This window comes from Ruegeria sp. AL7, from assembly GCF_056536105.1.
Genome location: NZ_JBQFJF010000001.1, coordinates 3,105,089 through 3,129,866, shown reverse-complemented (window position 1 = coordinate 3,129,866; position 24,778 = coordinate 3,105,089). Strand labels below are relative to the sequence as shown.

Annotated in this window: 25 protein-coding genes; 16 read left to right on the top strand and 9 right to left on the bottom strand. The window is 57.7% G+C overall.

All coding sequences use genetic code 11. The features are described from left to right. Positions 1-287 precede the first annotated feature (287 nt). From sucC to lpdA, 10 genes are all read left to right on the top strand, one after another. On the top strand, positions 288-1,481 hold the full coding sequence (gene sucC / locus ACR3E2_RS15710) for an ADP-forming succinate--CoA ligase subunit beta (RefSeq protein ID WP_267363198.1): 1,194 nt from the start codon (positions 288-290) through the stop codon (positions 1,479-1,481). 79 nt (positions 1,482-1,560) lie between these two features. Next, positions 1,561-2,094, top strand: a complete 534-nt coding sequence (locus ACR3E2_RS15705) for a hypothetical protein (RefSeq protein WP_480483144.1) — start codon at positions 1,561-1,563, stop codon at positions 2,092-2,094. Positions 2,095-2,225: 131 nt separating this feature from the next. Continuing rightward, the gene (locus ACR3E2_RS15700; protein ID WP_480483143.1) at positions 2,226-3,053 is read left to right on the top strand and encodes a glycosyltransferase family 25 protein; all 828 of its coding nucleotides are present in this window, start codon (positions 2,226-2,228) and stop codon (positions 3,051-3,053) included. A gap of 13 nt (positions 3,054-3,066) precedes the next feature. Beyond that, entirely contained in the window at positions 3,067-3,948 is an 882-nt protein-coding gene (gene sucD, locus ACR3E2_RS15695; protein WP_209506539.1) for a succinate--CoA ligase subunit alpha, read from the top strand. 3 nt (positions 3,949-3,951) lie between these two features. Continuing rightward, on the top strand, positions 3,952-4,632 hold the full coding sequence (locus ACR3E2_RS15690) for a hypothetical protein (protein ID WP_480483141.1): 681 nt from the start codon (positions 3,952-3,954) through the stop codon (positions 4,630-4,632). 2 nt (positions 4,633-4,634) lie between these two features. After that, complete coding sequence (locus tag ACR3E2_RS15685; RefSeq protein WP_480483139.1) at positions 4,635-5,177, top strand: DUF805 domain-containing protein; 543 nt, start codon at positions 4,635-4,637, stop codon at positions 5,175-5,177. Continuing rightward, complete coding sequence (locus ACR3E2_RS15680; protein ID WP_480483137.1) at positions 5,174-8,131, top strand: 2-oxoglutarate dehydrogenase E1 component; 2,958 nt, start codon at positions 5,174-5,176, stop codon at positions 8,129-8,131. Before ACR3E2_RS15685 ends, ACR3E2_RS15680 begins: the two co-directional genes overlap by 4 nt. Before the next feature lie 3 nt (positions 8,132-8,134). Beyond that, on the top strand, positions 8,135-9,640 hold the full coding sequence (gene odhB / locus ACR3E2_RS15675; protein WP_480483136.1) for a 2-oxoglutarate dehydrogenase complex dihydrolipoyllysine-residue succinyltransferase: 1,506 nt from the start codon (positions 8,135-8,137) through the stop codon (positions 9,638-9,640). 2 nt (positions 9,641-9,642) lie between these two features. Then, a complete protein-coding gene (locus ACR3E2_RS15670; protein WP_480483134.1) occupies positions 9,643-9,912 on the top strand; it encodes a hypothetical protein in 270 nt (89 codons plus the stop codon). A 72-nt stretch (positions 9,913-9,984) separates the two neighbouring features. Further along, positions 9,985-11,373, top strand: a complete 1,389-nt coding sequence (gene lpdA / locus ACR3E2_RS15665) for a dihydrolipoyl dehydrogenase (RefSeq protein WP_480483132.1) — start codon at positions 9,985-9,987, stop codon at positions 11,371-11,373. 21 nt (positions 11,374-11,394) lie between these two features. On the opposite strand, the gene ACR3E2_RS15660 is transcribed toward lpdA, so the two are convergent. Continuing rightward, positions 11,395-11,973, bottom strand: a complete 579-nt coding sequence (locus ACR3E2_RS15660; RefSeq protein WP_480483131.1) for a TetR/AcrR family transcriptional regulator — start codon at positions 11,971-11,973, stop codon at positions 11,395-11,397. A gap of 102 nt (positions 11,974-12,075) precedes the next feature. On the opposite strand from ACR3E2_RS15660, the gene ACR3E2_RS15655 reads away from it, so the two are divergent. Beyond that, the gene (locus ACR3E2_RS15655) at positions 12,076-12,669 is read left to right on the top strand and encodes an NAD(P)H-dependent oxidoreductase (protein ID WP_480483129.1); all 594 of its coding nucleotides are present in this window, start codon (positions 12,076-12,078) and stop codon (positions 12,667-12,669) included. A gap of 19 nt (positions 12,670-12,688) precedes the next feature. On the opposite strand, the gene ACR3E2_RS15650 is transcribed toward ACR3E2_RS15655, so the two are convergent. From ACR3E2_RS15650 to ACR3E2_RS15635, 4 genes are read right to left on the bottom strand one after another with little or no spacing between them, the layout of a single operon-like run. Continuing rightward, complete coding sequence (locus tag ACR3E2_RS15650) at positions 12,689-13,294, bottom strand: pyridoxamine 5'-phosphate oxidase family protein (protein ID WP_480483127.1); 606 nt, start codon at positions 13,292-13,294, stop codon at positions 12,689-12,691. Further along, positions 13,281-14,021, bottom strand: coding sequence for a lysophospholipid acyltransferase family protein (locus ACR3E2_RS15645; protein WP_267363220.1), 741 nt, complete (start codon positions 14,019-14,021; stop codon positions 13,281-13,283). The genes ACR3E2_RS15650 and ACR3E2_RS15645 overlap by 14 nt, the downstream gene beginning before the upstream one ends. Further along, positions 14,021-14,920 carry a cell division protein FtsX gene (locus tag ACR3E2_RS15640; RefSeq protein ID WP_480483124.1) on the bottom strand — a complete coding sequence of 300 codons (900 nt, stop codon included), beginning with the start codon at positions 14,918-14,920 and terminating at the stop codon, positions 14,021-14,023. Before ACR3E2_RS15640 ends, ACR3E2_RS15645 begins: the two co-directional genes overlap by 1 nt. Then, positions 14,917-15,594, bottom strand: coding sequence for a cell division ATP-binding protein FtsE (locus ACR3E2_RS15635; RefSeq protein ID WP_209506709.1), 678 nt, complete (start codon positions 15,592-15,594; stop codon positions 14,917-14,919). Before ACR3E2_RS15635 ends, ACR3E2_RS15640 begins: the two co-directional genes overlap by 4 nt. A gap of 182 nt (positions 15,595-15,776) precedes the next feature. Between ACR3E2_RS15635 and ACR3E2_RS15630 the strand changes: the two genes are divergently transcribed. Then, positions 15,777-16,499: a zinc-ribbon domain-containing protein gene (locus ACR3E2_RS15630; RefSeq protein WP_480483122.1), complete on the top strand. Its 723-nt coding sequence runs from the start codon at positions 15,777-15,779 to the stop codon at positions 16,497-16,499. A 3-nt stretch (positions 16,500-16,502) separates the two neighbouring features. Here ACR3E2_RS15630 and ACR3E2_RS15625 read toward each other — a convergent pair whose 3' ends face one another. From ACR3E2_RS15625 to argH, 4 genes are all read right to left on the bottom strand, one after another. Then, positions 16,503-18,986 (bottom strand): TIGR02302 family protein, encoded by a 2,484-nt coding sequence (locus tag ACR3E2_RS15625; protein WP_480483367.1) that lies wholly within the window; start codon positions 18,984-18,986, stop codon positions 16,503-16,505. Between the two features lie 96 nt (positions 18,987-19,082). After that, positions 19,083-20,348, bottom strand: coding sequence for a diaminopimelate decarboxylase (gene lysA / locus ACR3E2_RS15620; RefSeq protein ID WP_480483120.1), 1,266 nt, complete (start codon positions 20,346-20,348; stop codon positions 19,083-19,085). A 304-nt stretch (positions 20,349-20,652) separates the two neighbouring features. After that, a complete protein-coding gene (locus ACR3E2_RS15615; RefSeq protein ID WP_480483118.1) occupies positions 20,653-20,853 on the bottom strand; it encodes an argininosuccinate lyase in 201 nt (66 codons plus the stop codon). Beyond that, entirely contained in the window at positions 20,850-22,238 is a 1,389-nt protein-coding gene (argH, locus tag ACR3E2_RS15610) for an argininosuccinate lyase (protein WP_480483116.1), read from the bottom strand. The genes ACR3E2_RS15615 and argH overlap by 4 nt, the downstream gene beginning before the upstream one ends. Before the next feature lie 21 nt (positions 22,239-22,259). On the opposite strand from argH, the gene ACR3E2_RS15605 reads away from it, so the two are divergent. The 4 genes from ACR3E2_RS15605 to ACR3E2_RS15590 all read left to right on the top strand — a co-directional run bounded on the left by ACR3E2_RS15605 (position 22,260) and on the right by ACR3E2_RS15590 (position 24,743). Continuing rightward, positions 22,260-22,826, top strand: coding sequence for a TlpA disulfide reductase family protein (locus tag ACR3E2_RS15605; protein WP_267363231.1), 567 nt, complete (start codon positions 22,260-22,262; stop codon positions 22,824-22,826). A 65-nt stretch (positions 22,827-22,891) separates the two neighbouring features. Beyond that, complete coding sequence (locus ACR3E2_RS15600) at positions 22,892-23,254, top strand: hypothetical protein (RefSeq protein ID WP_480483114.1); 363 nt, start codon at positions 22,892-22,894, stop codon at positions 23,252-23,254. 134 nt (positions 23,255-23,388) lie between these two features. Further along, a complete protein-coding gene (locus tag ACR3E2_RS15595; protein WP_480483112.1) occupies positions 23,389-23,775 on the top strand; it encodes a hypothetical protein in 387 nt (128 codons plus the stop codon). Continuing rightward, a complete protein-coding gene (locus ACR3E2_RS15590) occupies positions 23,772-24,743 on the top strand; it encodes a sterol desaturase family protein (protein ID WP_480483110.1) in 972 nt (323 codons plus the stop codon). The genes ACR3E2_RS15595 and ACR3E2_RS15590 overlap by 4 nt, the downstream gene beginning before the upstream one ends. Positions 24,744-24,778: the final 35 nt, after the last annotated feature.

Sequence of the window (24,778 nt, the reverse complement as noted above, 5' to 3'; positions counted from 1 at the left end):
TGAGGCCGGCCCAATTGTGGGCCGGTTTTCATTTGCCACCGCGGAACCCGGCCGCATATGTTGGCGCAAACGTCGCAAATCCCTTTTTTCGAATGTGATTTCAAAAAACTGTGCAGGATTATCGAATCAATTGATGACACTCGAGCTTTTGTGATCACACCCTAAAAACCCGTGATCACAAATGTTGAAAATCTTCGGCAATTTCCCGTCACAGATCAAAAAACCCTTTAAATTTACCCGCTAGACACGCCTATAACGGTTAAACGCAGTCAGACGGGACAATTTCGATGAACATTCACGAATATCAGGCCAAGGCTCTTCTTCGCAGCTACGGCGCTCCGGTCTCCGATGGTCGCGCCGTGCTGCGCGCCGAGGAAGCCAAAACCGCAGCCGGCGAACTGGATGGACCGCTTTGGGTCGTCAAGGCGCAGATACACGCGGGTGGCCGTGGCAAAGGATCCTTCAAAGAAGCCGACGCTGGTGAAAAAGGCGGTGTCCGTCTGACGAAATCGGTCGAGGAAGCGGCCGAAGAAGCCAAGAAGATGCTGGGTCGCACTCTGGTCACCCATCAGACGGGTCCGGCAGGCAAGCAGGTCAACCGCATCTATATCGAAGCCGGTTCCGGCATCGAGCGTGAGTTGTACCTGGCCCTGCTGGTAGATCGTCAGACCAGCCGTATCTCGTTTGTCTGCTCGACCGAAGGCGGTATGGACATCGAAGAAGTCGCCGCCGCGACGCCCGAGAAAATCCTGTCCTTCTCGGTTGACCCGGCCACCGGCTACCAACCCTACCATGGTCGCCGCATCGCGTTTTCGCTGGGTCTGGAGGGCGCGCAGGTCAAGCAATGTGTCAGGCTTATGGGCATCCTCTACAAAGCCTTCGTCGAGAAGGACATGGAGATGCTGGAGATCAACCCGCTGATCGTATCCGACAGCGGCGACCTGAAAGTGCTGGATGCCAAAGTTGGCTTTGATGGCAACGCGGTCTACCGCCACCCGGATATCGCTGAACTGCGCGACACGACCGAGGAAGACCCCAAGGAACTGGAAGCCAGCAAATACGACCTGAACTACATCGCACTGGACGGTGAGATTGGTTGCATGGTGAACGGTGCCGGTCTGGCGATGGCCACGATGGACATCATCAAGCTTTATGGGGCCGAGCCTGCCAACTTCCTCGACGTGGGCGGCGGTGCGACCAAAGAGAAGGTGACCGAGGCGTTCAAGATCATCACCTCGGACCCGCAGGTCAAAGGCATTCTGGTCAATATCTTCGGCGGCATCATGCGCTGTGATGTTATCGCAGAGGGCGTGGTGGCTGCGGTGAAAGAGGTCGGGCTGCAAGTTCCGCTGGTCGTGCGTCTGGAAGGCACCAATGTCGAGAAAGGCAAAGAGATCATCAACAATTCGGGTCTGGACGTGATCGCGGCGGACAACCTGAAAGACGGTGCCGAGAAGATCGTGAAGGCGGTTAAGGGTTGAGCAGAGTGGGAGGAAGATTTGCAGAAATGCAAACCTTCCTCTGTCCTCGGGATGAGTATCACTTTCAAAGGCCGATTGAATGAATTTCCAGAAGATCTCCTTGGCAACCGCAATTCTTTTAGCTGGTTGCACGAACGCGCCGGTAACACGAAGCAGTGCAATTGAAGAAGCGAGTGTGCTGTTTGAAACGGTCTGCATGGCCAGCTTGGGTAATCCTTCTCAAGCAACTCAAACGCTGGAGAACTCAGACCTTGAACGTATTTCTAACACGTCCGAGGGAGGAACTCGGTTCTTCAGTGAGCCGAATTGGATCTATGCAGTCACCGGAACCAGAACTTCTGATTTTGGAACCAGGGGCAGGGTCGAGTATGACTACTGCTATATAGCGTCGAAAAACCTAACTTCCACTGACGTAGAAGAAATACAAAAGCGGATGGCTGCAAAGCACATCGATGGTTCATCTACTTATCAGACGACCAGAAGCTCTTCGAGAACTACGCTGAGAGCCGACAAACCCATTGCAGGGCGAAATGTCTACATCGTCTCCGGGCAACCTCCGAAACAACCCGCTGGACAGCAATACTCGTCCATCGAACTTCAACAGATAAGATAGCAAGCGAAGGAGCCACTAAAATGGCAGTCCTCATCGACGAAAATACCAAAGTGATCTGTCAGGGCTCTACCGGCTCGCGGACCAAATCGCTGTTGGTACAGACTGCCTGATCTGACTGGAAATGTAACCCCATGACCATCCCCATCTTCCTCATAGGCCTAGAACGCGCCACCGGGCGGGCGCGTTTGATGGCGCAGGAGCTGCAAAAGGCAGGCCTGTCGGCAACGCGCATCAACGCTGTTGATTGCGACGCCGCCACCCGTGAGGAATTCCTGCGTGAATGCCGGTCTGAGGGACCCTGGGGTTATTTCCATACCAAGGACATGGCCTGCACCCTCAGTCACGCCAAAGCGTGGGAGGCCGTTGTCGCCTCCGGCGCGGAGCAGGCTTTGATACTTGAGGATGATGTTTTCCTGTCGCCAGAACTGGCGGATTGGTTGAACGATGCATCCTGGTGGCCAGAGGATGCCGATATCGTGCGGTTCGAACGCTGGCGCAGCACAAAGCTTTTCCTCGCACTTGAGCGCAAAAGCTCATCCCATCTGGGTCGGGAACTGCGCCTGATGCACTCACGCCACCCCGGCGGTGCCGCATATGCGTTGACCCGGCAAGCGGCAGAACACTTTCTGGCGCAAAGGCCCTATGACATCACGCTGGATGGCCTGTTGTTCAACCCGTCAGCCTCGGCTGCGGCGCGTCGGGTCAATGTCTATCAGGTGGTTCCTGCGATGGTCGAGCAAGGCAACGAAGCGCCGGGCGAAATCCAGATGGGTTTCCCCCGCGCACGCCCTACGGGCTGGCCGCTGGTCCGACAAAATATCAGGCGCGGTATCGCCGAAATCAGCAGCGGCCTGCGCACGATGGCCAACCTGGTCCTTGGTCGCGCCACGCTTCAGAAAATTACCTATGCGCCGCAGGTTCTTCCAGCGGCAGAACCCCATCAATCCAACACCGCCTAGAGAAAGGGACAAAATGGCAGTCCTCATCGACGAAAACACTAAAGTGATCTGTCAGGGCTTTACCGGCTCGCAAGGTACATTCCACAGCGAACAGGCCATTGCCTATGGCACCAAGATGGTTGGCGGCGTAACCCCCGGCAAAGGCGGGATGGAGCATTTGGGCCTGCCCGTGTTCAACTCGGTCCACGAGGCCAAGCACGTGACCGAAGCCAACGCATCGGTGATCTACGTACCGCCCCCATTCGCGGCGGATTCGATCCTCGAAGCGATTGATGCCGAGATGGAAGTGATTGTCTGCATCACCGAAGGTATCCCGGTTCTGGACATGATGAAGGTGAAACGCGCGCTGGAAGGCAGCAAGTCGCGCCTGATTGGCCCGAACTGCCCCGGTGTCATCACGCCTGACGCCTGCAAGATCGGTATCATGCCCGGCCATATTCACAAACGCGGGAGCGTGGGTGTCGTTTCCCGCTCGGGTACGCTTACTTATGAAGCCGTGAAACAGACAACGGACGTAGGACTGGGCCAGTCCACCTGTGTGGGCATTGGCGGCGACCCGATCAAAGGGACTGAACATATCGACGTGCTGGAATGGTTCCTGGCAGATGACGAGACCACGTCGATCATCATGATTGGCGAGATCGGCGGCTCGGCCGAGGAAGAAGCCGCGCAGTTCCTGGCCGATGAGGCCAAGAAAGGCCGCAAGAAGCCGGTTGCAGGCTTCATCGCAGGCCGCACGGCACCTCCGGGCCGCCGCATGGGCCACGCGGGCGCGATTGTCGCCGGTGGCAAAGGCGGTGCCGAGGACAAGATCGAAGCCATGCGCTCGGCCGGTATCGTCGTGGCCGAAAGCCCGGCGCAGCTGGGTGAGGCCGTGCTGGAAGCGATTGGGTAAATTGTGAACTGGGGCACAAAAATCCTTTTTGGCCTTGTGGCTGCCATCTCGGCAGCCACTACTGCCCCTGCTGTTGCCGACAGCTCGAGCTTCGCTTCTGATACCGTTGCGGCTTGCCAGTCCGCAATTGATCTAGCGACAGTGACCGATACCCTAATCGAGATTGGCTGGTCTCCGGTGGTCCCAGCGGAACTTGACGAACGCGCAATAAAGTCTTTTGCCGCAACGTTACTTGCAGAACAGTTTGGCTATGGTGACGTTGCCAATCCGCGCATAACAAGAACATGGGAACTTGCACTCAAGAATGCCGCCGGGACTCGTAATCTAAAGATTGTCGAAAGCACACAACAAAAAGATCGTTGGTTTGTTAAACTTCAAACCGGAAGCGTTTTGCGCATCGACAGTTATGTGCATGACACCTACGGCCATCTAAGTTGCGTGATTGCGCTCAAAAATGAAGAATCGCCAGTGACATTTGAGCGTTTGCTTGGGGACACAGGACGTGATCCTGCGACCTTGCCTCCAGTGCATCGTCTTCGATCGCAATCATATGAAAGAAACGGCCTAAAACGGGTTCTGAACGGTGCGGTCCTGAACACCGAGCGCATTTCCGCCGTGTCGGGCATTGACATTGATGTGTCCTCTGTTTTCTCAACTTATGTCACGAAACAGTCAGAGAACTAAGAATGACCTTCTCCGACGCCATACGCACCTGCTTCTCCAAGTTCTTCACTTTCTCGGGCCGTGCTTCGCGGCCCGAATACTGGTTCTTTTTCCTGTTCATCGTGATCTGGAACATCATTGCCGGGATCATCGACTGGCAGTTCTTCACGCAGGTCGCGGTGACGGAAACCGAAACCTCGAAATCCGTGTCGACCACGTCCTCGCAACCGGTGCAGGGCATCGTCAGCCTGATCGTCTTCTTTCCCCATCTGGCAGTTGCTTTCCGGCGGATGCATGATACCGGTCGCAGCGGGCTGTATGCTCTGCTGCCGATCCTGTTGATCCTTGGCGCCGGAGCCGTGCTCGTTTTCGGTATCGGCCTGGCCTCTCATTTCCAGCATGGTGGCAGGCTGGATATCCTGTTTACCCGCGCCACGTTGCTCATCGTTCTTCCGACACTACTGGTACTGGTCGTGTCGCCCCTCCTGGTTCTATGGTGGCTGACACGCCCCAGCCAGCCAGGCACCAATCAATACGGTCCCAACCCAACAGAGGTAGCCCTATGACCGAACATTCGCCCAATTCCGCCTTTCATGCCTCAAGCTTCATGCAGGGGCATAATGCCGAATATCTGGAGCAGCTTTATGCGCAATACACAAAGAACCCCGGTGCGGTGGATGCCGCATGGGGCGCGTTCTTTGATGCCATGGGCGATGATGCCCCCGATGTTCAACGCGAAGCCGAAGGTCCGTCCTGGGCGCGCACCGACTGGCCGCCGATGCCAGCAGACGACCTGACTGGTGCGCTGACTGGTGAATGGGCCGAGATTGACGCCAAAGCGGCGGGCAAGAAGATCAAGGACAAGGCGGCTGAAAAAGGGGCTGAGGTCAGCGACGATCAGATCAAACGCGCCGTGCTGGACAGTTTGCGAGCACTGATGCTGATCCGGGCCTACCGCATCCGGGGCCATCTGGCCGCGGATCTGGACCCGCTGGGTATGCGCGCTGCCAGCACCCATCCTGAGCTGGACCCGAAGACTTACGGTTTCACCGATGCCGACATGGATCGCCCGATCTTTATCGACAACGTGCTGGGATTACAGGTCGCTTCCATGCGGCAGATCGTTGAGATCGTGAAACGCACATATTGCGGCACCTTTGCGCTGCAGTACATGCATATCTCGAACCCGGAAGAGGCCGCGTGGCTGAAGGAGCGGATCGAGGGCTATGGCAAGGAAATCGCGTTCACCAAGGAAGGCCGCAAGGCGATCCTGAACAAGATGGTCGAGGCCGAGGGCTTTGAGAAGTTCCTGCACGTCAAGTACATGGGCACCAAGCGGTTCGGTCTGGACGGTGGCGAGGCGCTAATCCCGGCGATGGAACAGATCATCAAGCGTGGTGGCGCGCTTGGCCTCAGTGACATCGTCATCGGGATGCCGCACCGGGGTCGCCTGAACATTCTGGCCAACGTGATGGGCAAGCCTTATCGCGCGATTTTCAACGAATTCCAGGGCGGTAGCTTCAAGCCAGAGGACGTGGACGGCTCTGGCGATGTGAAATATCACCTCGGCGCCTCAAGCGATCGCGAATTCGATGGCAACAGTGTGCACCTGTCATTGACCGCCAACCCCTCTCACCTTGAGGCGGTAAACCCGGTAGTTCTGGGTAAGGTTCGCGCCAAGCAAGACCAACTGGGCGACACGGACCGTACCAGGGTCATGGCGATATTGCTGCACGGTGACGCGGCCTTTGCCGGTCAAGGTGTTGTGGCCGAGGGCTTTGGCCTATCCGGCCTGAAAGGGCACAGAACCGGCGGCACCATGCACATCGTGGTCAACAACCAGATCGGGTTCACTACCGCGCCGCATTTCAGCCGCTCGAGCCCCTATCCCACCGATATCGCGCTGATGGTCGAGGCCCCGATCTTCCATGTGAACGGCGACGACCCCGAGGCGGTAGTTCACGCCGCGAAGGTGGCGACCGAGTTCCGCCAGAAGTTCCATAAAGACGTGGTTCTGGACATCTTCTGCTATCGCCGGTTTGGCCATAACGAGGGCGATGAGCCCATGTTCACCAACCCGATCATGTACAAGAAGATCAAAACCCATAAGACAACGCTTTCCTTGTATACCGAGCGGCTGGTCAAGGACGGGCTGATCCCCGAGGGTGAGATCGAAGATATGAAGGCCGCTTTTCAGGCCCACCTGAACGACGAATTCGAGGCCGGGAAAGACTATAAACCCAACAAGGCCGACTGGCTGGATGGGCGCTGGTCGCATCTTGACAAGAACAAGGATGACTATGTCCGGGGTGAAACAGCGATCTCGGCAGAGACACTGGCAGAAATCGGAGCCGCGCTGACCAAGGCTCCTGGCGATTTCGCAATGCACAAAACCGTTGAGCGGTTGCTGGAACATAAGAAACAGATGTTCGAGACTGGTGCAGGCTTCGACTGGGCCACGGGCGAGGCACTGGCGTTTGGCTCGTTGCTGACCGAAGGATATCCCGTGCGTCTGGCCGGACAGGACGCAACACGGGGCACCTTCAGCCAGCGTCACTCTGGGTTTGTTCATCAGGAAACCGAAGAACGGTATTACCCGCTTAACAACATCCGTGCCGGGCAATCCCAATACGATGTCATCGACTCGATGCTGTCGGAATACGCGGTGCTGGGTTTCGAATACGGCTATTCGCTAGCAGAACCGAACGCTCTGGTTCTGTGGGAGGCGCAGTTCGGCGACTTTGCCAACGGTGCGCAGATCATGTTCGACCAGTTTATCAGCTCGGGCGAAAGCAAGTGGCTGCGGATGTCCGGTCTTGTCACATTGCTGCCGCATGGCTTTGAAGGGCAAGGCCCGGAACACTCGTCAGCGCGTCTGGAACGGTTCCTGCAAATGTGCGGTCAGGACAACTGGATCGTGGCGAACTGTACGACACCCGCGAACTATTTCCACATCCTGCGCCGTCAGTTGCACCGTACTTTCCGGAAACCGCTGATCCTGGTGACACCGAAGTCGCTGCTGCGTCACAAGCTGGCCGTCAGCACGGCGGACGACTTCACCACAGGCTCCAGCTTCCACCGGGTGCTGTGGGATGACGCGCAGAAGGGCAACTCTGACACCAAGCTGGTGGCCGATGACAAGATCAAGCGCGTCGTCATGTGTTCCGGCAAGGTCTATTTCGACCTGCTGGAGGAACGCGACGCGCGTGGCATCGATGACATCTACCTGATGCGGATCGAACAATTCTATCCGTTCCCGGCACATTCACTGATCAACGAACTCGAACGGTTCAAGAATGCCGAGATGGTCTGGTGTCAGGAAGAGCCCAAGAACCAGGGTGCGTGGACCTTTATCGAACCCAACATCGAATGGGTCCTGTCCCGTATCGATGCAAAACACACTCGCCCGACCTATGCCGGTCGCGCCACATCGGCCTCGCCCGCAACGGGGCTGGCCAGCCAACACAAAGCCCAACAAGAAGCGCTGGTTAACGAAGCGCTGAGCATTGAAGGAAAGTAAGCGATGACGATTGAAGTTCGTGTTCCCACGCTTGGCGAATCGGTCACCGAAGCCACAGTTGCAACCTGGTTCAAAAAGCCCGGTGATGCGGTCGCCATGGATGAGATGCTGTGTGAGCTGGAGACAGACAAGGTCACCGTCGAGGTTCCTTCTCCCGCAGCGGGTGTAATGGGTGAAATCGTGGCAGCCGAAGGCGAAACCGTCGGTGTTGACGCCTTGCTGGCAACGATTGCGGCGGGCGAAGGCGCAGCCCCGGCGCCAGCCGCAGCCCCGGCAGCGGCACCTGCCGCATCAGGTAGGTCGGTTGACGTGATGGTGCCGACACTTGGTGAGTCTGTGACGGAGGCAACCGTTTCGACCTGGTTCAAACAGGTCGGCGACAACGTCGCGCAGGACGAGATGCTGTGCGAATTGGAAACCGATAAAGTCTCGGTTGAAGTTCCCGCACCGACTTCGGGTGTTCTTGCGGAAATCGTTGCTCCAGAAGGATCGACCGTGGATGCGGCTGCCAAGCTGGCCGTCATCTCCGGAGCTGCCGCTGGTGCAGCAGCCGCGCCGGCCCAGGCAGCGGCGGCGGCGCCCGCAGCAACAAGCACCGGAAAAGACGTCGCAAACGCACCGTCCGCCCAGAAAGCAATGGCCGAAGCCGGACTGTCGGCTGATCAGGTCACCGGAACAGGCCGCGACGGTCGCATCATGAAGGAAGACGTAGCCAAAGCCGTTGCAGCAGTTTCAGCCCCGGCACCTGCGGCGACTGCGCCCGCCCCTGTGGCCCAAGCCCCTCGCGCCCCTGTGGCTGCCGAGGACGAGGCCCGCGAAGAACGCGTGCGGATGACCCGCCTGCGCCAAACCATTGCCAAACGTCTCAAGGACGCACAAAACACCGCTGCGATCCTGACCACCTACAACGAGGTGGACATGACCGAGGTCATGGCCCTGCGCAATCAGTACAAAGACCAGTTCGAGAAGAAGCATGGCGTGCGTTTGGGCTTTATGTCCTTCTTCACCAAGGCATGCTGCCACGCGCTGAAAGAAGTGCCCGAGGTCAATGCCGAGATTGATGGAACCGACATCGTCTACAAGAACTTCGTGCATATGGGCGTCGCCGCCGGTACGCCGCAGGGTCTGGTCGTTCCCGTGATCCGTGATGCCGACAGCATGTCCTTTGCCGCGATCGAAAAAGCCATCGCCGAAAAGGGCAAGCGCGCCCGTGACGGCAAGCTGAGCATGGCTGAGATGCAGGGTGGCACCTTCACCATCTCGAATGGTGGTGTCTATGGTTCGCTGATGTCCTCGCCGATCCTGAACCCCCCTCAGTCGGGTATTCTGGGCATGCACAAGATCCAGGACCGCCCGATGGTCATCAATGGTGAGATCAAGATCCGCCCGATGATGTATCTGGCCCTGTCGTATGACCACCGGATCGTCGATGGCAAAGGTGCCGTTACCTTCCTCGTTCGTGTGAAAGAGGCGCTGGAAGACCCGCGCCGCCTGCTGATGGACCTGTAAGCATGGCAACGCATGTACTTTGGCAAGCCGACGTGGCCGATTTCAACGCCTGGCTGAAAGTGTTCCGCGAGGACAAACCGATGCGCAAGGCCGCGGGTATCCGCGACCTGCACGTCTGGCGCGACCCCGACCAAAAAGACCACGCCATCGCGATGTTCGAGGTTACAAACCTGGACAAGGCCAAAGCCTTCTTTGGTTCTGAAGAATTGGCGATGCATCACGAGCGGGGCGGAATTGCCCATATCTCGATCAAGCTGCTGGAACCTGTTTGACAATGACTATTTCCGACCCGCCAAATCGGGTCGGGGAAGCGCCGGTACGTCCGGTCGATTTAGGAGAATGTAATGGCAAATTATGACGTCATCGTAATCGGCGCCGGACCCGGCGGCTATGTCTGCGCGATCCGCTGCGCTCAACTGGGTTTGAAAACAGCCGTGGTCGAAGGGCGCGAAACACTGGGCGGTACTTGCCTGAACGTGGGCTGCATTCCCTCCAAGGCGCTGCTGCATGCCAGCCATCAGCTGCACGAGGCCGAGCATAACTTTGCCAAGATGGGCCTGAAGGGCAAAGCGCCTTCAGTCGATTGGAAGCAGATGCAAGCCTACAAGGACGAGGTCATCGACGGCAACACCAAGGGCATCGAATTTCTGTTCAAGAAGAACAAGATTGACTGGCTGAAAGGCTGGGGATCAATCCCAGCCGCAGGTCAGGTCAAGGTGGGTGATGAGGTCCACGAGACCAAGAACATTATCATCGCCTCTGGATCGGAACCATCTTCCCTGCCCGGTGTTGAAGTTGATGAGAAGGTCGTCGTGACTTCGACCGGTGCTTTGTCGCTGAACAAGGTCCCGAAGAAAATGGTTGTGATCGGCGCGGGTGTGATCGGGCTGGAACTGGGATCGGTTTACAGCCGCCTGGGCGCCGAGGTGACGGTGATCGAGTTCCTCAAGGAGATCACGCCGGGCATGGACCCTGAGGTGCAAAAAACCTTCCAGCGCATTCTCAAGAAACAGGGCCTGACCTTTATCATGGGTGCAGCGGTGCAGAAAACCGAAGCGACCAAGACCAAGGCCAAAGTTACCTACAAGCTGCTCAAAGACGACAGTGAACATGTGATCGACGCCGACACTGTGCTGGTTGCCACAGGCCGCAAACCCTATTCGGATGGTCTGGGGCTGGACGCTTTGGGCGTCGAGATGACCCAACGTGGTCAGATCAAGGTTGGTGCCGACTGGCAGACCAACGTGCCGGGCATCTATGCAATTGGCGACGTGACCGAAGGCCCGATGCTGGCACACAAGGCCGAAGACGAAGGAATAGCCGCTGCCGAACAGGTTGCAGGCAAGCACGGTCATGTGAACTATGGCGTGATTCCGGGCGTGATCTACACTTGGCCAGAAGTCGCGAATGTTGGTGAAACCGAAGCGACGCTCAAGGAACAGGGTCGTGCCTATAAGGTCGGTAAGTTCATGTTCATGGGCAATGGGCGCGCCAAGGCGAATTTTGCGGCTGACGGGTTCGTCAAGATTCTGGCCGACAAGGAAACCGATCGCATCCTGGGTGCCCATATCATCGGCCCGGGCGCAGGTGATCTGATCCACGAGGTTTGTGTGGCGATGGAATTCGGTGCTTCTGCCGAGGATCTGGCGCTCACCTGCCACGCGCATCCGACGTATTCCGAAGCGGTTCGCGAGGCTGCCCTGGCCTGCGGAGACGGCCCGATCCACAGCTAACACCCCTGACCCCTGCGGCGATCAGCTTGCCGGGGTCAGCCATGCATCCAGATATGTTTCCAGTCTGTCTGTGAACGTTGTCGCTGAATGCAGCGCGCAATACTGTAAGGACATGGCCTGAATGGCAAAGGCCTGCACGCCTTCTGCCAACAGCTCGGATGGTACATCCTTGCGTACCTCTGCGGTTTCAAGCCACATCATCACGACCCGGAAATACCGTTCAAAACAATAGGCAATCGGCCCAATATCTGCGATTGCCGTTGCCCCCGAGTATCTGATCAACAGATCGAACACGTACCGTTCGGACGTCATGAATTCGTGGACCGGTTCCAGCGAAGCGATAATCTCTGGTACCGTTTTGGGTGGGGTACCGGATTGGGCCTGATCCAGGCAAGCATTCAGCTTGTCCGCTATCAAGATTTCCATCAGCGCATCCTTGTCGCGGAAGTGTGCAAAGAAGGTCCCCTTGGCAACACCCGCGGCCTTTACAACTTCATCCACCCGCAAGGCTTCATATCCGCCATGTCGGATAACCTCTTCCGCAGCTGACAGAAGCTTGGCGCGGGTCTTGATGGTACGTTTCTGGATCGTTTTTTGCATAACGCCCAATCGCACATTTTTTGACCGTGGTCAAATTTAATATTGACCGTGGTCATTTTTTGATTCTATAAACTGACCGTGGTCATTTTTAGGAGAACCCCGATGCACCCCAAGAAAATCCTCATCCTCGATGGACATCCGGCAGAAAGCAGCTTGTCACGCACATTCGCAGAAACCTATGGCGAGGCAGCCCGCAAAAACGGACATGATGTCCGAATAGTCCACCTGAGCGACCTGCAATTCGATTTTGATTTCGGTCAGGGCAACTATCACGACTTCAAGCCGCTTGAACCAGTTCTGGAACACGTGTTGCAGGACTTCGAATGGAGCGACCATCTGGTCCTGACCACACCTATGTGGTGGGGCGGGCTGCCTGCAAAACTCAAGGGATTGATTGACCGGATGTTCATACCGGGGCGGACATTCGACACCCGCAACACCACGATGGCTGGCCTGCCAGCCCCGATGCTGACCGGACGCACGGCACGCGTTATCCTGACCTCAGATACGCCGGGCTGGTTCATGCGCCTGATGTACAGGCAAGCGCTTATTCGACAGGTTCGGGGCCAGATCCTCGGGTTTGTTGGCTTCAAACCAACGCGATTCACTTACTTTGCAGGCGCAAGCTATCCCAAACCGGGCAGCGTCGATCGCTGGATCAAAAAGGTGTCCAGAATCGGAGCCGCCGCAGCTTGACTGAACAACCGTCCGCTACCTACCACATTGTTTTGGCGGCGCGTGCAGCCCAGTCTTTGTCATATTGCGCGCCGCCCTCTTCACCTTCTGACGCCTCGGACAGAAGCTGCCCAATCGTCGGAAGGTCCTTGCTTTCGTCGCCACAAGTCCAAGTGCGGGCGCGCATCAGTGCACGCGCGCACTGACTGTAAATCTCGTCAATCTGCACGACGATAACCGTCGCCGGAACCTTGCCAGCCTTTTCGAACTGGTTGCGCAATGCCGCGTCTGCGGTCAATCGGGCTGTTCCGTTTACCCGAACGACATTGTCAGAACCCGGCACAAAGAACATCAGCGAAACGCGCGGGTCCCGAACAATGTTGCGCAAGCTGTCCAGGCGGTTATTTCCCCGCCAGTCAGGCAACGCCAGCGTTTTTGGGTTTAACTCACGCACAACAGCACCGTCGTCCCCACGTGGGCTTCCGTCCACACCCTCGGGACCAACTGTACTGAGAACACAAAGGCGCGCGGCTTCAATCCACTTGCGATAGAGCGGAGTTAAGTGTCGAACGACCTTTCGCAACGAAGCAGCACCCGGCGTTCCGTACAACGCCTCGAGATCTTCTACTTTTTCAATGAATTCCATCAGGATCAAACCCCACTTCGCGCATCAATTCGTTCGAGCGTGTTTCGATGACTTCCTCCAACCGCGCGAGGAACTCATCGCGGGCAACACCTGGTTTGATCGGCTCCAGAAAATCTACAATGGCAAGGCCGGGTTTACGCATCACGCCTGTACGGGGCCAGAACACGCCAGCATTCGTCGCAACCGGAACGCATGGAAAACCAAGGCCTTCATACAGGACCGCTGTACCAACCTTGTAGGGTTTCTTTACTCCCGGTGCCACACGCGTGCCCTGCGGATAGATCACCAGCTGACCGGGTTCGGAAAACTCTTTTGAGACGTCCTTGACCATTTTTGCCACAGCCGCACCGCGCTTGCCGCGATTGACCGGGATACAGCCAAGGCGTCGTGCATACATGCCAATGACGGGTGTGAACAACAGCTCGCGCTTCATGATAAACTTGCCGTGCGGAATGGCGTCGAAAATCATGATGATATCAAGGAACGACTGATGTTTGGCCCCGATGACCACTTCATTCGTTGGGGCATTGCCCCGCACCTCACAGCGAATACCAACCATCCACCGGGCCAGCCACATGGTGCTTTTGGCGTAGGTTTTGCACGCTTTCAGGGCACCGTTTTTGGAAAACAGCGCATAAGGTAGAAACGCGATGCCAAGGATCAGCATCCAAGCATAGATCACAATCATGAAGATGAGGGAACGAACCCACTGAATTGCCATCAACATCAGGAAAGCTCCTTCAACTTGCGTCGGGCCGCGGCCCATGTGGCAACAAAGGCAACGGCTGCCCCAAGGACGGGGATAAGAACCGGCAATACCCAGTCTTTGCCCTGAAATCCAACTCCGGTCAGAAACCCGCCCGCGTCCGAAGCTTCGGGCAAAAGCAAGACACCTGTCATTCCCAGCAGGGTCCCAACCGAGGCGCCGAAAAACGCGCGATAGGTAAACCGCCGTACAAAAGCACCGGCGATGAAACCATCCTGTGCGCCAACCAATCGCAGGACCTCGATAATCTGCGCATTGGCCGCAAGCGATGCGTTGGCCGCAAGAGTAATCATCGCAGCGGTCGCGCCACCGATCAGCAGGATTGATATCCATCCCAGACGACGCAGGGACATCGCTGCATCGACCAGCGGTTCGCGCCATCGCGTATGATCATCCAGAACCGCGCCGGGTACCTCGGCCCCCAATCGCAATCGCAGCCCGAGCGCATCCAGTCCCGGTTCGCCCTCGATGATCTCAATCAGCTGCGGGATTGGCAAAGTATCCAACGGCAGGTCCGGCCCGAACCATGGTGCCAGCAACGCGGCTTGTTCATCTGCGCTAAGCGCACGGGCAGACGCGACACCGGGTGTCTGGCTGAGGACGGTCAATGCCGCTTCTGTCTGGGCAGCAAGCTGCTCGGCCGGTGCGTTGATGCGTAAGGTTGCAGCGCCCGCCAGTTCCGAGGCCCACCGATCCGCGATGCGGCCAGAGGCGAGGGACAAAGCCAAAGCAAAAACAGCAAGAAATGCCATAGCACCAGCGACAAACAGCGTCAGATGCGCGGTGTAGCCGGTTGGTGGAACAACGCGGTCAGCACGGGTATCGCCGCGCAGCAGGTTTTGGATATCAGCCCCAGTCACAGATCTGCCCCCGCCAGATGCAGCTTTCGCTGCGAAATCCGCAAAACACGTGCCTGAACATGACTTTTTGCCGCGCGGATCAGGCTCAGGTCATGGGTGGCAATCAGAACGGTCTTTCCCATACGGTTCAGCTCGACCAGCAGGTGCAACAAACGTTGCGACATCTCCCAATCGACATTGCCCGTGGGCTCATCAGCCAATATGACATCGGGCGACAGGATGACGGCGCGCGCCAGAGCCGCCCGTTGACGTTCACCGCCGGACAATTCCGGTGGCCGCGCTTCGAGACGTGCACCAAGCCCCACCCAGCTGAGCAGTTCGGTCAAATTGTCTTGCCCAGACGACTCCCCGCGCCCGGAGACCATCAGTGGCAAGGCGACATTCTCGGCAAGCGTCATATGGTCAAGGAACTGGCAATCCTGATGAACAACGCCGACGCGTCGGCGGAGCACGGCCAGCTGATCCCGATCAAGGGCCGAGATATCCTGATCAAACACGCTAAGACGTCCAGAGGTTGGTAACAGTGCCCCGTAACACAGCTTGAGCAATGTCGTCTTTCCCGCTCCTGACGGACCGGTCAGAAAGTGGAACGACCCCGGCTGTAGTTGAACCGAGACATCGCTCAGCAACTCGCCGCCACCGTAGGTATAGCTGACATTTTCCAGCTCGATCACACGTGCCCCCAATATTTTGCCGCTCTTCTTGCCCGAGCAGGGCGACGGTTTCAATGGCTCTACCGAGTCCAATTGGTGACACTTGACCTATGAAACCGAAAACGCCCTTTGCTGTTGGGTCTTAACGGAATATCATCCCTGAAAAAACTATTATCGGCCCTTCATCCGGCCGAGGAGGCAGTATGCGTCTTACATGTCCGAATTGCACTGCGCAGTACGAAGTTCCTGACGAGGTCATCCCCGAGGAAGGCCGCGACGTGCAGTGTTCGAACTGCGATCAAACCTGGTTTCAGGCCAAGCATCCATCCGAGCAGACGGATGAACCGAACGCGCCCGAGGACAAGCCTGTTGAGGTAGATACATCGGACACCGAGGTCGAGGCCCAGAAGGACGCCGAGCCCGCAGAAAAAACAGCGCCAGAGGTTGAAAAACCTGCGGCATCCACAGGAAATGTCGCCCCATCAGTTGCCAGCATCCTGAAAGAAGAAGCCGCACGAGAAGCGGAGTTGCGTGCGCAGGATGGCGGTGGTCTGGAAAGCCAGCCCGATCTGGGCCTGGAAGCCCCACCAGAGCCAAAGGTCAGGCCCAAACGCCCTGCAACTTCGGAAACCGCCGTTGATGCCGGGCAAAAGAATGCGCTGCCGGATGTCGATGCCATCAACTCGAGCATGCGGTCGGACCCGGCAGAAGATGAGGCGCAGGCGCCTCGCAAGTCCGGTGGGTTCTTGCGCGGTTTTGCGCTGATGCTGATCATCGGCGTGGTTCTGTACCTGATCTACGGGAATGCCCGCCAGATCAGCGAGGCTGTACCGCAGGCCGATCCGTTGCTCAGCTCATATGTGTCGCTGGTGGATCAGGCGCGCATCTGGCTCGAAACTCAGGCAGGATCCGGTGCGCAGAACTAAGGGCTAGAACCGCTCCAGCAAACGCTTGAGGTATTCCAGCTCGATCTGGGGACGATCTGTTTCACCGGTCCGGCGGCGGATTTCATCCAGCAACTCTCGCGCCCGGCGATAGACATCTTCGCCCTGCAACAGGTTTTCATCGGTTGAAATCGAACCGGCAGCGCCTGGGTTTCGGCCCAGCGGATCGCGGTTGTTGGCCTGCATGTCGCCGTCCTGCGTTCCCTGCCCCGGTTGGTTCTGCTGTTCCTGCGCCATGGCTTCACCCAGCGACCGCATCCCTTCGCGCAACGCTTCCATCGCTTCGGATTGACGGTCGATAGCTTCGGCGAGATCATCGCCACGCAGGGCCTGCTCGGCCTCGTCCATGGCGCGCCCGGCCCGATCCAGCGCCTCGCGCGCGGCGTCACCTTCGGGTGTGCCGACACCGGGGAGACCTTGTTGCTGACGACCCAACTCGTCTCTCAACGCTTGCTGTCGGTCGGCGAGCGAGCCTTGCCCCTGCTCACCGTCTCCAGCCTGATCCGAACCTTCACCTTGTCCGCCCTGACCTTCGTGGCTTTGCCCCCGACCTTGCCCGCCGTTGCGGCCTTCGTTCCCTTGGCTTTCACCTGATTGCGCGCCGGGGTTGAATTGTTCCTGCAAATCACGAAAGGCCTGATCGCTAAGACCCTGCTGTTCGCGCAGGGTTTCGGCAAGACCTTCCATGGCCTGCTGGCCTTCGGATTGCTGCCCTTGGCCCTGACCCTGAGTTACACGCATGTTCTCCATCATCTGCTGGAATTCTTCCAGCGCCTGCTGGGCTTCGGCCATGCGACCTTGTTCCATCAGTTCCTGAATACGGTCCATCATGCGCTGCAGGTCATCCTGCGTCATTTGCAAAGATTCACTATTCTGGCCGGGCTGACGTTCGCCGTCTTCTCCATCTTGCTGTGCCAGACGTTGTAGTTGCTGAAGGTAATCCTGCGTCGCCTCGCGCAATTCCTGCATCAACTCCGCTATTTCTTCATCGCTGGCCCCGTTCTTCATCGCCTCGGTCAGACGTTCCTGCGCGCGGCGCATCCGTTCCAATGCATCCGCCAGCGTCCCGTCCTCGATCACCACGGCAAGGTCCCACAGGGCTTGTGCAATCTCTTCCTGTTGTTTGGGTTTCAACCCGTATCGATGAAAAGTTTCCAATCGCCTCAGAACAACCCGCAGACGCAGATAGGCTGTGTCAGAACGAAACAGATCCTCAGGGCGGTGCGACACAGCCCTCAGCAATTGCGAGACACGAGGCGCATTGGATCGCGACCAAAGCAGATCGCGCCTTTGCTCAATCACGGCTGCCGCCAGCGGATCAAAGAAGCGCCGTGCTGGCAAAGCCGTCTCATAGGAATCCGAAGACGTTTGCTGCTCCGCTGCATCCGTTGCCATCAAGGTAATCCTGACCGGCAAATGCGCCCACGGATGCTGCGAGAAGTCCTCGATCAGGTCTTCGGTGAAATCTGCCCGATCACCGGTGATCGGCATGGGTAATTCAATTTCGATCACCTCGCGCGGCTCTGGCTCGGCCGCCAGTCCGTACCGACGGTCAATCGCCGCCAAATCCAGCTCGATCCGGGCCAAGCCCGAAACCACTCCGTAATCGTCGCTGGCGGAAAATGGCAGCTTCATCTGCCCGCCCGCTTCAGACTCGGCGGTACCGGAAACTGCAATCTGCGGAGCCGCGTCGTCAATGACCTGCACCGACCAGTCCCGCCCCACCGGACCATCAATGCGCAACTGACCCGAGCGTTCGGCGACAAACTCCTGTTCCGGGTCTGTTGCCGCCTCGGTTCCGCTGGCAGAACTGCTTTCGGTCAGACTATGTGCACCGACCTCACCGTAAAGTCGCAAGGTGATGCGACTGCCCTTGGGAACAGAAAGCGCCGCCCCCGTCTGATCAGCAAGATATAAGGTCGGCAAACCTGTGTATCTGGGGGGTTCCACCCATCCTTCCCAAGTTGGGCCCTGTCCAGCGACGGCTGTACCCGGCGCCATGTCCGCCACTGAACCCACGCGCCACAACGAACCAAAGATCAGCGCCACGACAAATGCCAGCAGAGCGGCATAGCGCAGCGCATACGGATCACGCGACGCAAGCCGAAGATCTGGTTTCACAGCCTCAGCAGTGGCCGCACGCTGTGCCATGCGGGCTTTGTGCGCCTGCCACAAGGCAACCGAGTCCCCATCGTTGGTACCGATTGCCTGATCATCCAGCAAAGCCTGAATAGGTCGACCGGGCAGAGCCTCATCCAGCCGCGCCAGCGCATCAGCGCGGGACGGCAGTTTGAATTTCGTGACACCGCGGACGGATGCTACACCAAAAGAGATCAACGAGAGCGCACCAGCACCCCAGACGATTTCAACGGGCAGATGATCCTGCAGCCCCAGCATCAGAGCGGCGAGCAAAGCCAGAACAATCGAGAACGCAGGCCAGAACGCGCGCAGCACCTGTTCAGCCACCATGCCAAGATGGGTTAGCCACAGGGACAGGCGCGGAATGGGCAGGTTCGTACTGTTGGTCAAGACGGGCCTCCGGGACAGGCCCGCGCGGTTATCGCGTCAAAGCCACGATGGTATGGTATCGCGGTTTATGATTTCGTCAAAGCTTGGCCGTTTACGAATGACTGCAAATTGATCACCATTCACCAGAACTTCAGGGATCAACGGACGGGTATTGTATTCGCTGGACATCACCGCACCGTATGCACCCGCGCTGCGAAATGCGACCAGATCACCCGATTTCAACGGTGGCATATTGCGCTGCTTGGCAAAGGTATCCCCGGATTCGCAGACCGGACCGACAATGTCATAAGGGCGCTGTTCCACACCGGCGACAGGTTCCCGCACCGCGACGATATCGTGGTAAGCTTCGTACATTGCGGGGCGGATCAGGTCATTCATCGCCCCATCAAGGATCAAAAAGTCACGACCTTCGCCTGATTTCACATAGATGACCTTGCTGACCATGATCCCGGCGTTGCCCGCGATCAGGCGGCCCGGCTCAATTTCGATCTCACAGCCCAGATGGCCCAATGTTCTCTTGACCAGCGCACCATATTCAATCGGCAAGGGGGGTGCGTTGTTCGACCGGGTGTAAGGAATGCCTAAACCGCCACCCAGGTCGAGGCGCCTAATGTTGTGACCCTCCGAGCGGAGACGCTCGGTCAACTCGGCCACTTTTGTGTAGGCTAGCTCATACGGTTCAAGTTCGGTCAGTTGCGAGCCAATATGAACGTCGATACCGATCACCTCCAACCCCGGAAGGCTGGCGGCGTGGGCGTAAACTTCCGAGGCACGGGCAATCGGAATGCCAAACTTGTTCTCGGACTTGCCCGTGGCAATCTTGGCGTGCGTCCGGGCATCAACATCCGGGTTTACCCTGACGGTGATCGGCGCAATCACGTCAAGCTCAAGCGCGATGGCGTTGATCACTTCCATTTCGGGCTCGGATTCGACATTGAACTGGCGAATGCCACCGCTCAGCGCCATGCGTATCTCGTCCGCTGTTTTCCCAACGCCTGAGAACACGATCTTGTCACCGGGAACACCAGCCGCCTTCGCCCGAAGATATTCTCCGCCCGAGACCACGTCCATCCCCGCACCTGCTTGGGCCAATGTCTTAAGGATCGCCTGATTGCTGGCCGCTTTCATCGCGTAGCAGACCAGATGATCGGTACCGTCCAACGCGTCATCGAACAGTTTGAAATGCCGCTGCAACGTTGCCGTGGAATAGACGTAGAACGGTGTTCCGACCGCGGCTGCGATTTCGGAGACTGGGACGTCCTCGGCGAAAAGCGCGCCGTCGCGGTACAAAAAGTGATCCATGCCTGCGCGCTTAGACCATAAGAGGACTTCGGATCAATGGATTCTGTATCCTTAGTCCCGGTTTAGTTTTGCGTTGAAACACCAACTCGGCCATAGCCCGAGATTGAAATGCCGGTGCCCGATTGTTTTGGTTCGGCCGCAGGTTCCGGACGTCGCGCTGACGAAGGCTCGCAAGCCGCCAAAACAGCAAGTGCACAAACCAATCCCAGAATTCTCATTTCAATACCATTTCTTTGTGTGACAGGTAATCGATACGTGGACCCAACATGAGGTGCCGGGACCATGGGCGCAACATTCAAAAGGATCAGAATCCAAGATAAATGCCCAGCGGTCCGCGGCTTAGGCCGACACCCCCGCCAACATACGCGCCGCTTGATCCAACCCCAATGGTGGCATTGACCGTGGGTTGAGGGGCAGTTGGTTGATCAGGCTCGCCATCAGCCCCGCACCCGGCCAGCACCAAGCCGGAAACCGTTATCAGGATCGCACGTAGCGCGGTCGTCATACCATTGCCTTCCATCGTTCGATCTGGGCCCGCACCTGATCGGGGGCGGTACCACCGTAGGACTGCCGCGAGTTTACCGAATTGACGACGCCAAGGACAGAGTAGACATCATCCGAGATATCACCATGGACCGATTGCATATCATCCAGCGTCAGGTCGGGCAGGTCACAATCCTTGCCTTCGGCCATGGCCACCAGTGATCCGGTGACGTGATGCGCATCCCGGAACGGCAGGCCCAGCACCCGCACCAGCCAGTCGGCCAGATCCGTAGCGGTCGAGAAACCCGACCCGGCGGCGGCGGCAAGGCTGTCGCGGTTGGCGGTCATGTCCTTGACCATCCCTTCCATCGCCGCCAGTGCCAGCATCCAGTTGTCGGCGGCGTCAAAGACCTGTTCCTTGTCTTCCTGCATGTCCTTTGAATAGGTCAGCGGCAGGCCCTTCATCACCATCATCAGCGCGGTATTGGCCCCATAGATACGCCCAACCTTGGCGCGGATCAGTTCGGCTGCATCCGGGTTCTTTTTCTGCGGCATGATCGACGAGCCGGTCGAAAACCGGTCGGACAGGGACACGAAACGGAACTGGGCCGACGACCAAATCACCAGTTCTTCGGCAAAGCGCGACAGGTGCACAGCGCAGATCGAGGCGGTCGACAGGAACTCCAGCGCGAAATCGCGGTCACTGACGGCATCCAGCGAGTTGGCGGCGGGGCGATCAAAGCCCAACGCCTGCGCCGTCATATGGCGATCAATGGGGAAAGATGTACCCGCCAGTGCGGCGGCCCCCAACGGGGATTCGTTCATTCGGGCACGCGCGTCGCGGACTCGGCTCAGGTCGCGGCCAAACATCTCGACATAGGCCATCATGTGGTGGCCCCATGTTACGGGTTGCGCAGTTTGCAGGTGGGTGAAGCCGGGCATGACCCAATCGGCGCCTGCTTCGGCCTGTGCCAAAAGCGCACGAATCAGAGCCAGCAGACCAGTTTCGGCCGCGTCTAGCTGATCCCGGACCCACAGTTTGAAATCCGTCGCCACCTGATCGTTGCGAGAACGCCCTGTGTGCAAACGGCCAGCAGGCTCGCCGATGATCTCTTTTAGCCGCGCCTCGACATTCATGTGTATGTCTTCCAACGCAGTTGAGAACTGAAACGTGCCGCTCTGGATTTCTGACAAAACGGTGAGCAGCCCTTCCCGAATGGCTTCAGCGTCACTATCACTTATGACGCCTGTAGCAGCCAACATGGCCGCATGGGCGCGCGAGCCTTCGATGTCCTGGGCTGCCATCCGCTGATCGAACCCGATCGAGGCGTTGATCGCCTCCATGATCGCGTCTGGACCGGCGGCAAAGCGGCCGCCCCACATCTGGTTCGAGGAATGATCGGTCATGTAAGAAAACCCGGAGTTGATATGCGCCTATTTCGTTTGATCCCCCTTTATATGGCCCTTGCGCTAGGTGCAAATGCCGCTTTGGCAACCGATGCCGCGACACTGGGCCCCTTACGGGAAGGCAGTCTGAAGCGCCTTATCCTGCATGAAGAACCCAAACCGGCAAAAGTGATCGAGTTTCAGCTGGAAGATGACGGGGGTGTCGGCACGCTGGCCGATTATGAGGGCAAGTATGTTCTGCTGAACTTCTGGGCCACCTGGTGCGCCCCCTGCCGCAAAGAAATGCCTCAGATCGCCGAGTTGCAGGACGAGTTCGGGGGGGACAAGTTTCAGGTTCTGACCCTTGCCACAGGCCGCAATTCGCCAGCAGGAATCAAGAAGTTCTTCGAAGAAAATGGCATATCCAACCTGCCGCGTCACCAGGACCTCAGCTCGGCTGCTGCGCGCGAATTCGGTATCATCGCATTGCCCATCACGGTTATTCTGAACCCCGAAGGTCAGGAAATCGCGCGGTTGATCGGCGACGCCGAATGGAACTCGGACAGCGCGAAGGCGATTATCTCAACGCTTGTTGGCGCAGAAAGCTGAGGGAACTGGCCCATTAAGCCCCAGAATCATGATACTCTTTTGATGCTTTGATAAGGAGAGTATTTATGAAGAGTTTTGTTGCATTCACCGCCGCGGCCTGCCTGGTTCTGGGTTCTGCCGTTGTTTCCGAGGCCAAAGACATTAAGAAAGAAGCCCAGTTCGTCGCAGGTGTCGCCGGCAAGAAACTTGTCTCCGGTGACACCTGGTTGATCATCACTCCGGATGGAAAAATCGAGGGCGTGGGTCGCAACAACGCCAAGATCACCGGTGCATGGGTTTGGAACAAACAGTTCTGGTGCAGAAATGTTGTCGCCGGAGGAAAGAAATTCCCCGAGGATTGCCAGAAGGTCAAAATGGAAGGCAATCAGGTCGAGTTCGTGCGTAGCAAAGGCAAAGGTGACGCAATCGTTTACACGATCGCTAATTAGGCTCGCCCATCGGGCGCGACTGCTTTGGGTACCGATCCGGGAAATGAGCGGCACGTTCTGTTCTGCAAAAGCTGACGTCACGCCACCTTTGACAGTTTCCATCCTCCTTTGCACTCTGCGCTCAGGAGGATGGAATGCCGCTGGAAATTCTATTGGTGTTGGTCGTTGGGGGCATAGCCGGGATTACGGTATTGTTGCATCTGACGGGCAAGTCGCGGTTGCACGTGCTGACGCCAGACACGGCGCCACGTCAGTGGCTGCGGCATTTCCCTGATGACACGGTGATCGACGTGACAATCGCCCATGACGGTCACGCGGCGCTGGTAAGAACCCAGAACGGGGCTGGGTTGATCTGGTCCTTCGGCGCCGACACAGTAGCGCGGCGTCTTCAGGATTTCGACTGGTTTGAGACCGCCAATGGCATCGAAGTTCGGTTTCACGACTTCAGCACCCCGCGCGCGACCGTTCACCTTGACCAGACCGAACGCCAGCACTGGCAACACTTGATGAGGCCCGCATGACAGACCAGGTAAGCTTTCCCGATGCGGTGCAATGGGCCGTCCCGTTTTTCATCGCTGCTATTCTGGCAGAATTCCTGTGGATCGCAGTCAAGGGCAAAGGCGGGCGGTATGAAACGCGCGACGCTGTGACCTCGCTGATCATGGGGGCCGGGAACATCGCGTCGGGCTTTTTGCTGGGCTTTATTGCCTATGCGTTTTTCATGTGGCTGTGGCAGATCACTCCTTTGGACCTTGGCACGTCAATTCCCGTTATCATTCTGTGCTTTGTTCTGGATGACCTTCGCTATTACTGGGTACACCGTTTTGGGCATCGTATTCGCTGGGTCTGGGCCAGCCATGTCAACCACCACAGTTCACAGCACTACAATCTGACCACAGCTCTGCGGCAGACTTGGACCTATACCTTTACGTTCATGATGGTCGTTCGCGCGCCGCTGATCCTGCTGGGTTTCCATCCCGCCATGGTTCTGTTCGTCGGTGGATTGAACCTGATCTATCAGTTCTGGATTCACACCGAGGCCATCGGCAAAATGCCCCGATGGTTCGAAGCGGTCATGAATACCCCCAGCCATCATCGCGCGCATCACGGCAGGAACGCGCGGTACCTGGATTGTAATTACGCCGGAGTTTTCATCATCTGGGACAAGCTGTTTGGGACCTTTGTGCCTGAACTGGAAAACGACCGTGTCGACTACGGGCTGGTTCACAATATCGGCACCTTCAACCCGTTGCGCGTTGCGTTTCACGAATGGGTCGGCATTTGGCACGATACCACGCAGCCAGGCCTGACACTGCGGCAACGTCTGGCCTATTGTTTTGCACCTCCTGGGTACAGCCACGACGGCAGCCGCGACAACTCGGAACAGATAAAAGCCAAGCACTTGGCTCGCCACCCCGAGGACCGGGGAACGCCCGGTTTTGAGCAGGTCGACAAGATCCTGCCCAAAGGACAGGCAGAACAGGCCTGATACAGCCGTCAGGCCCCGCTAAACTTGAACTCCGG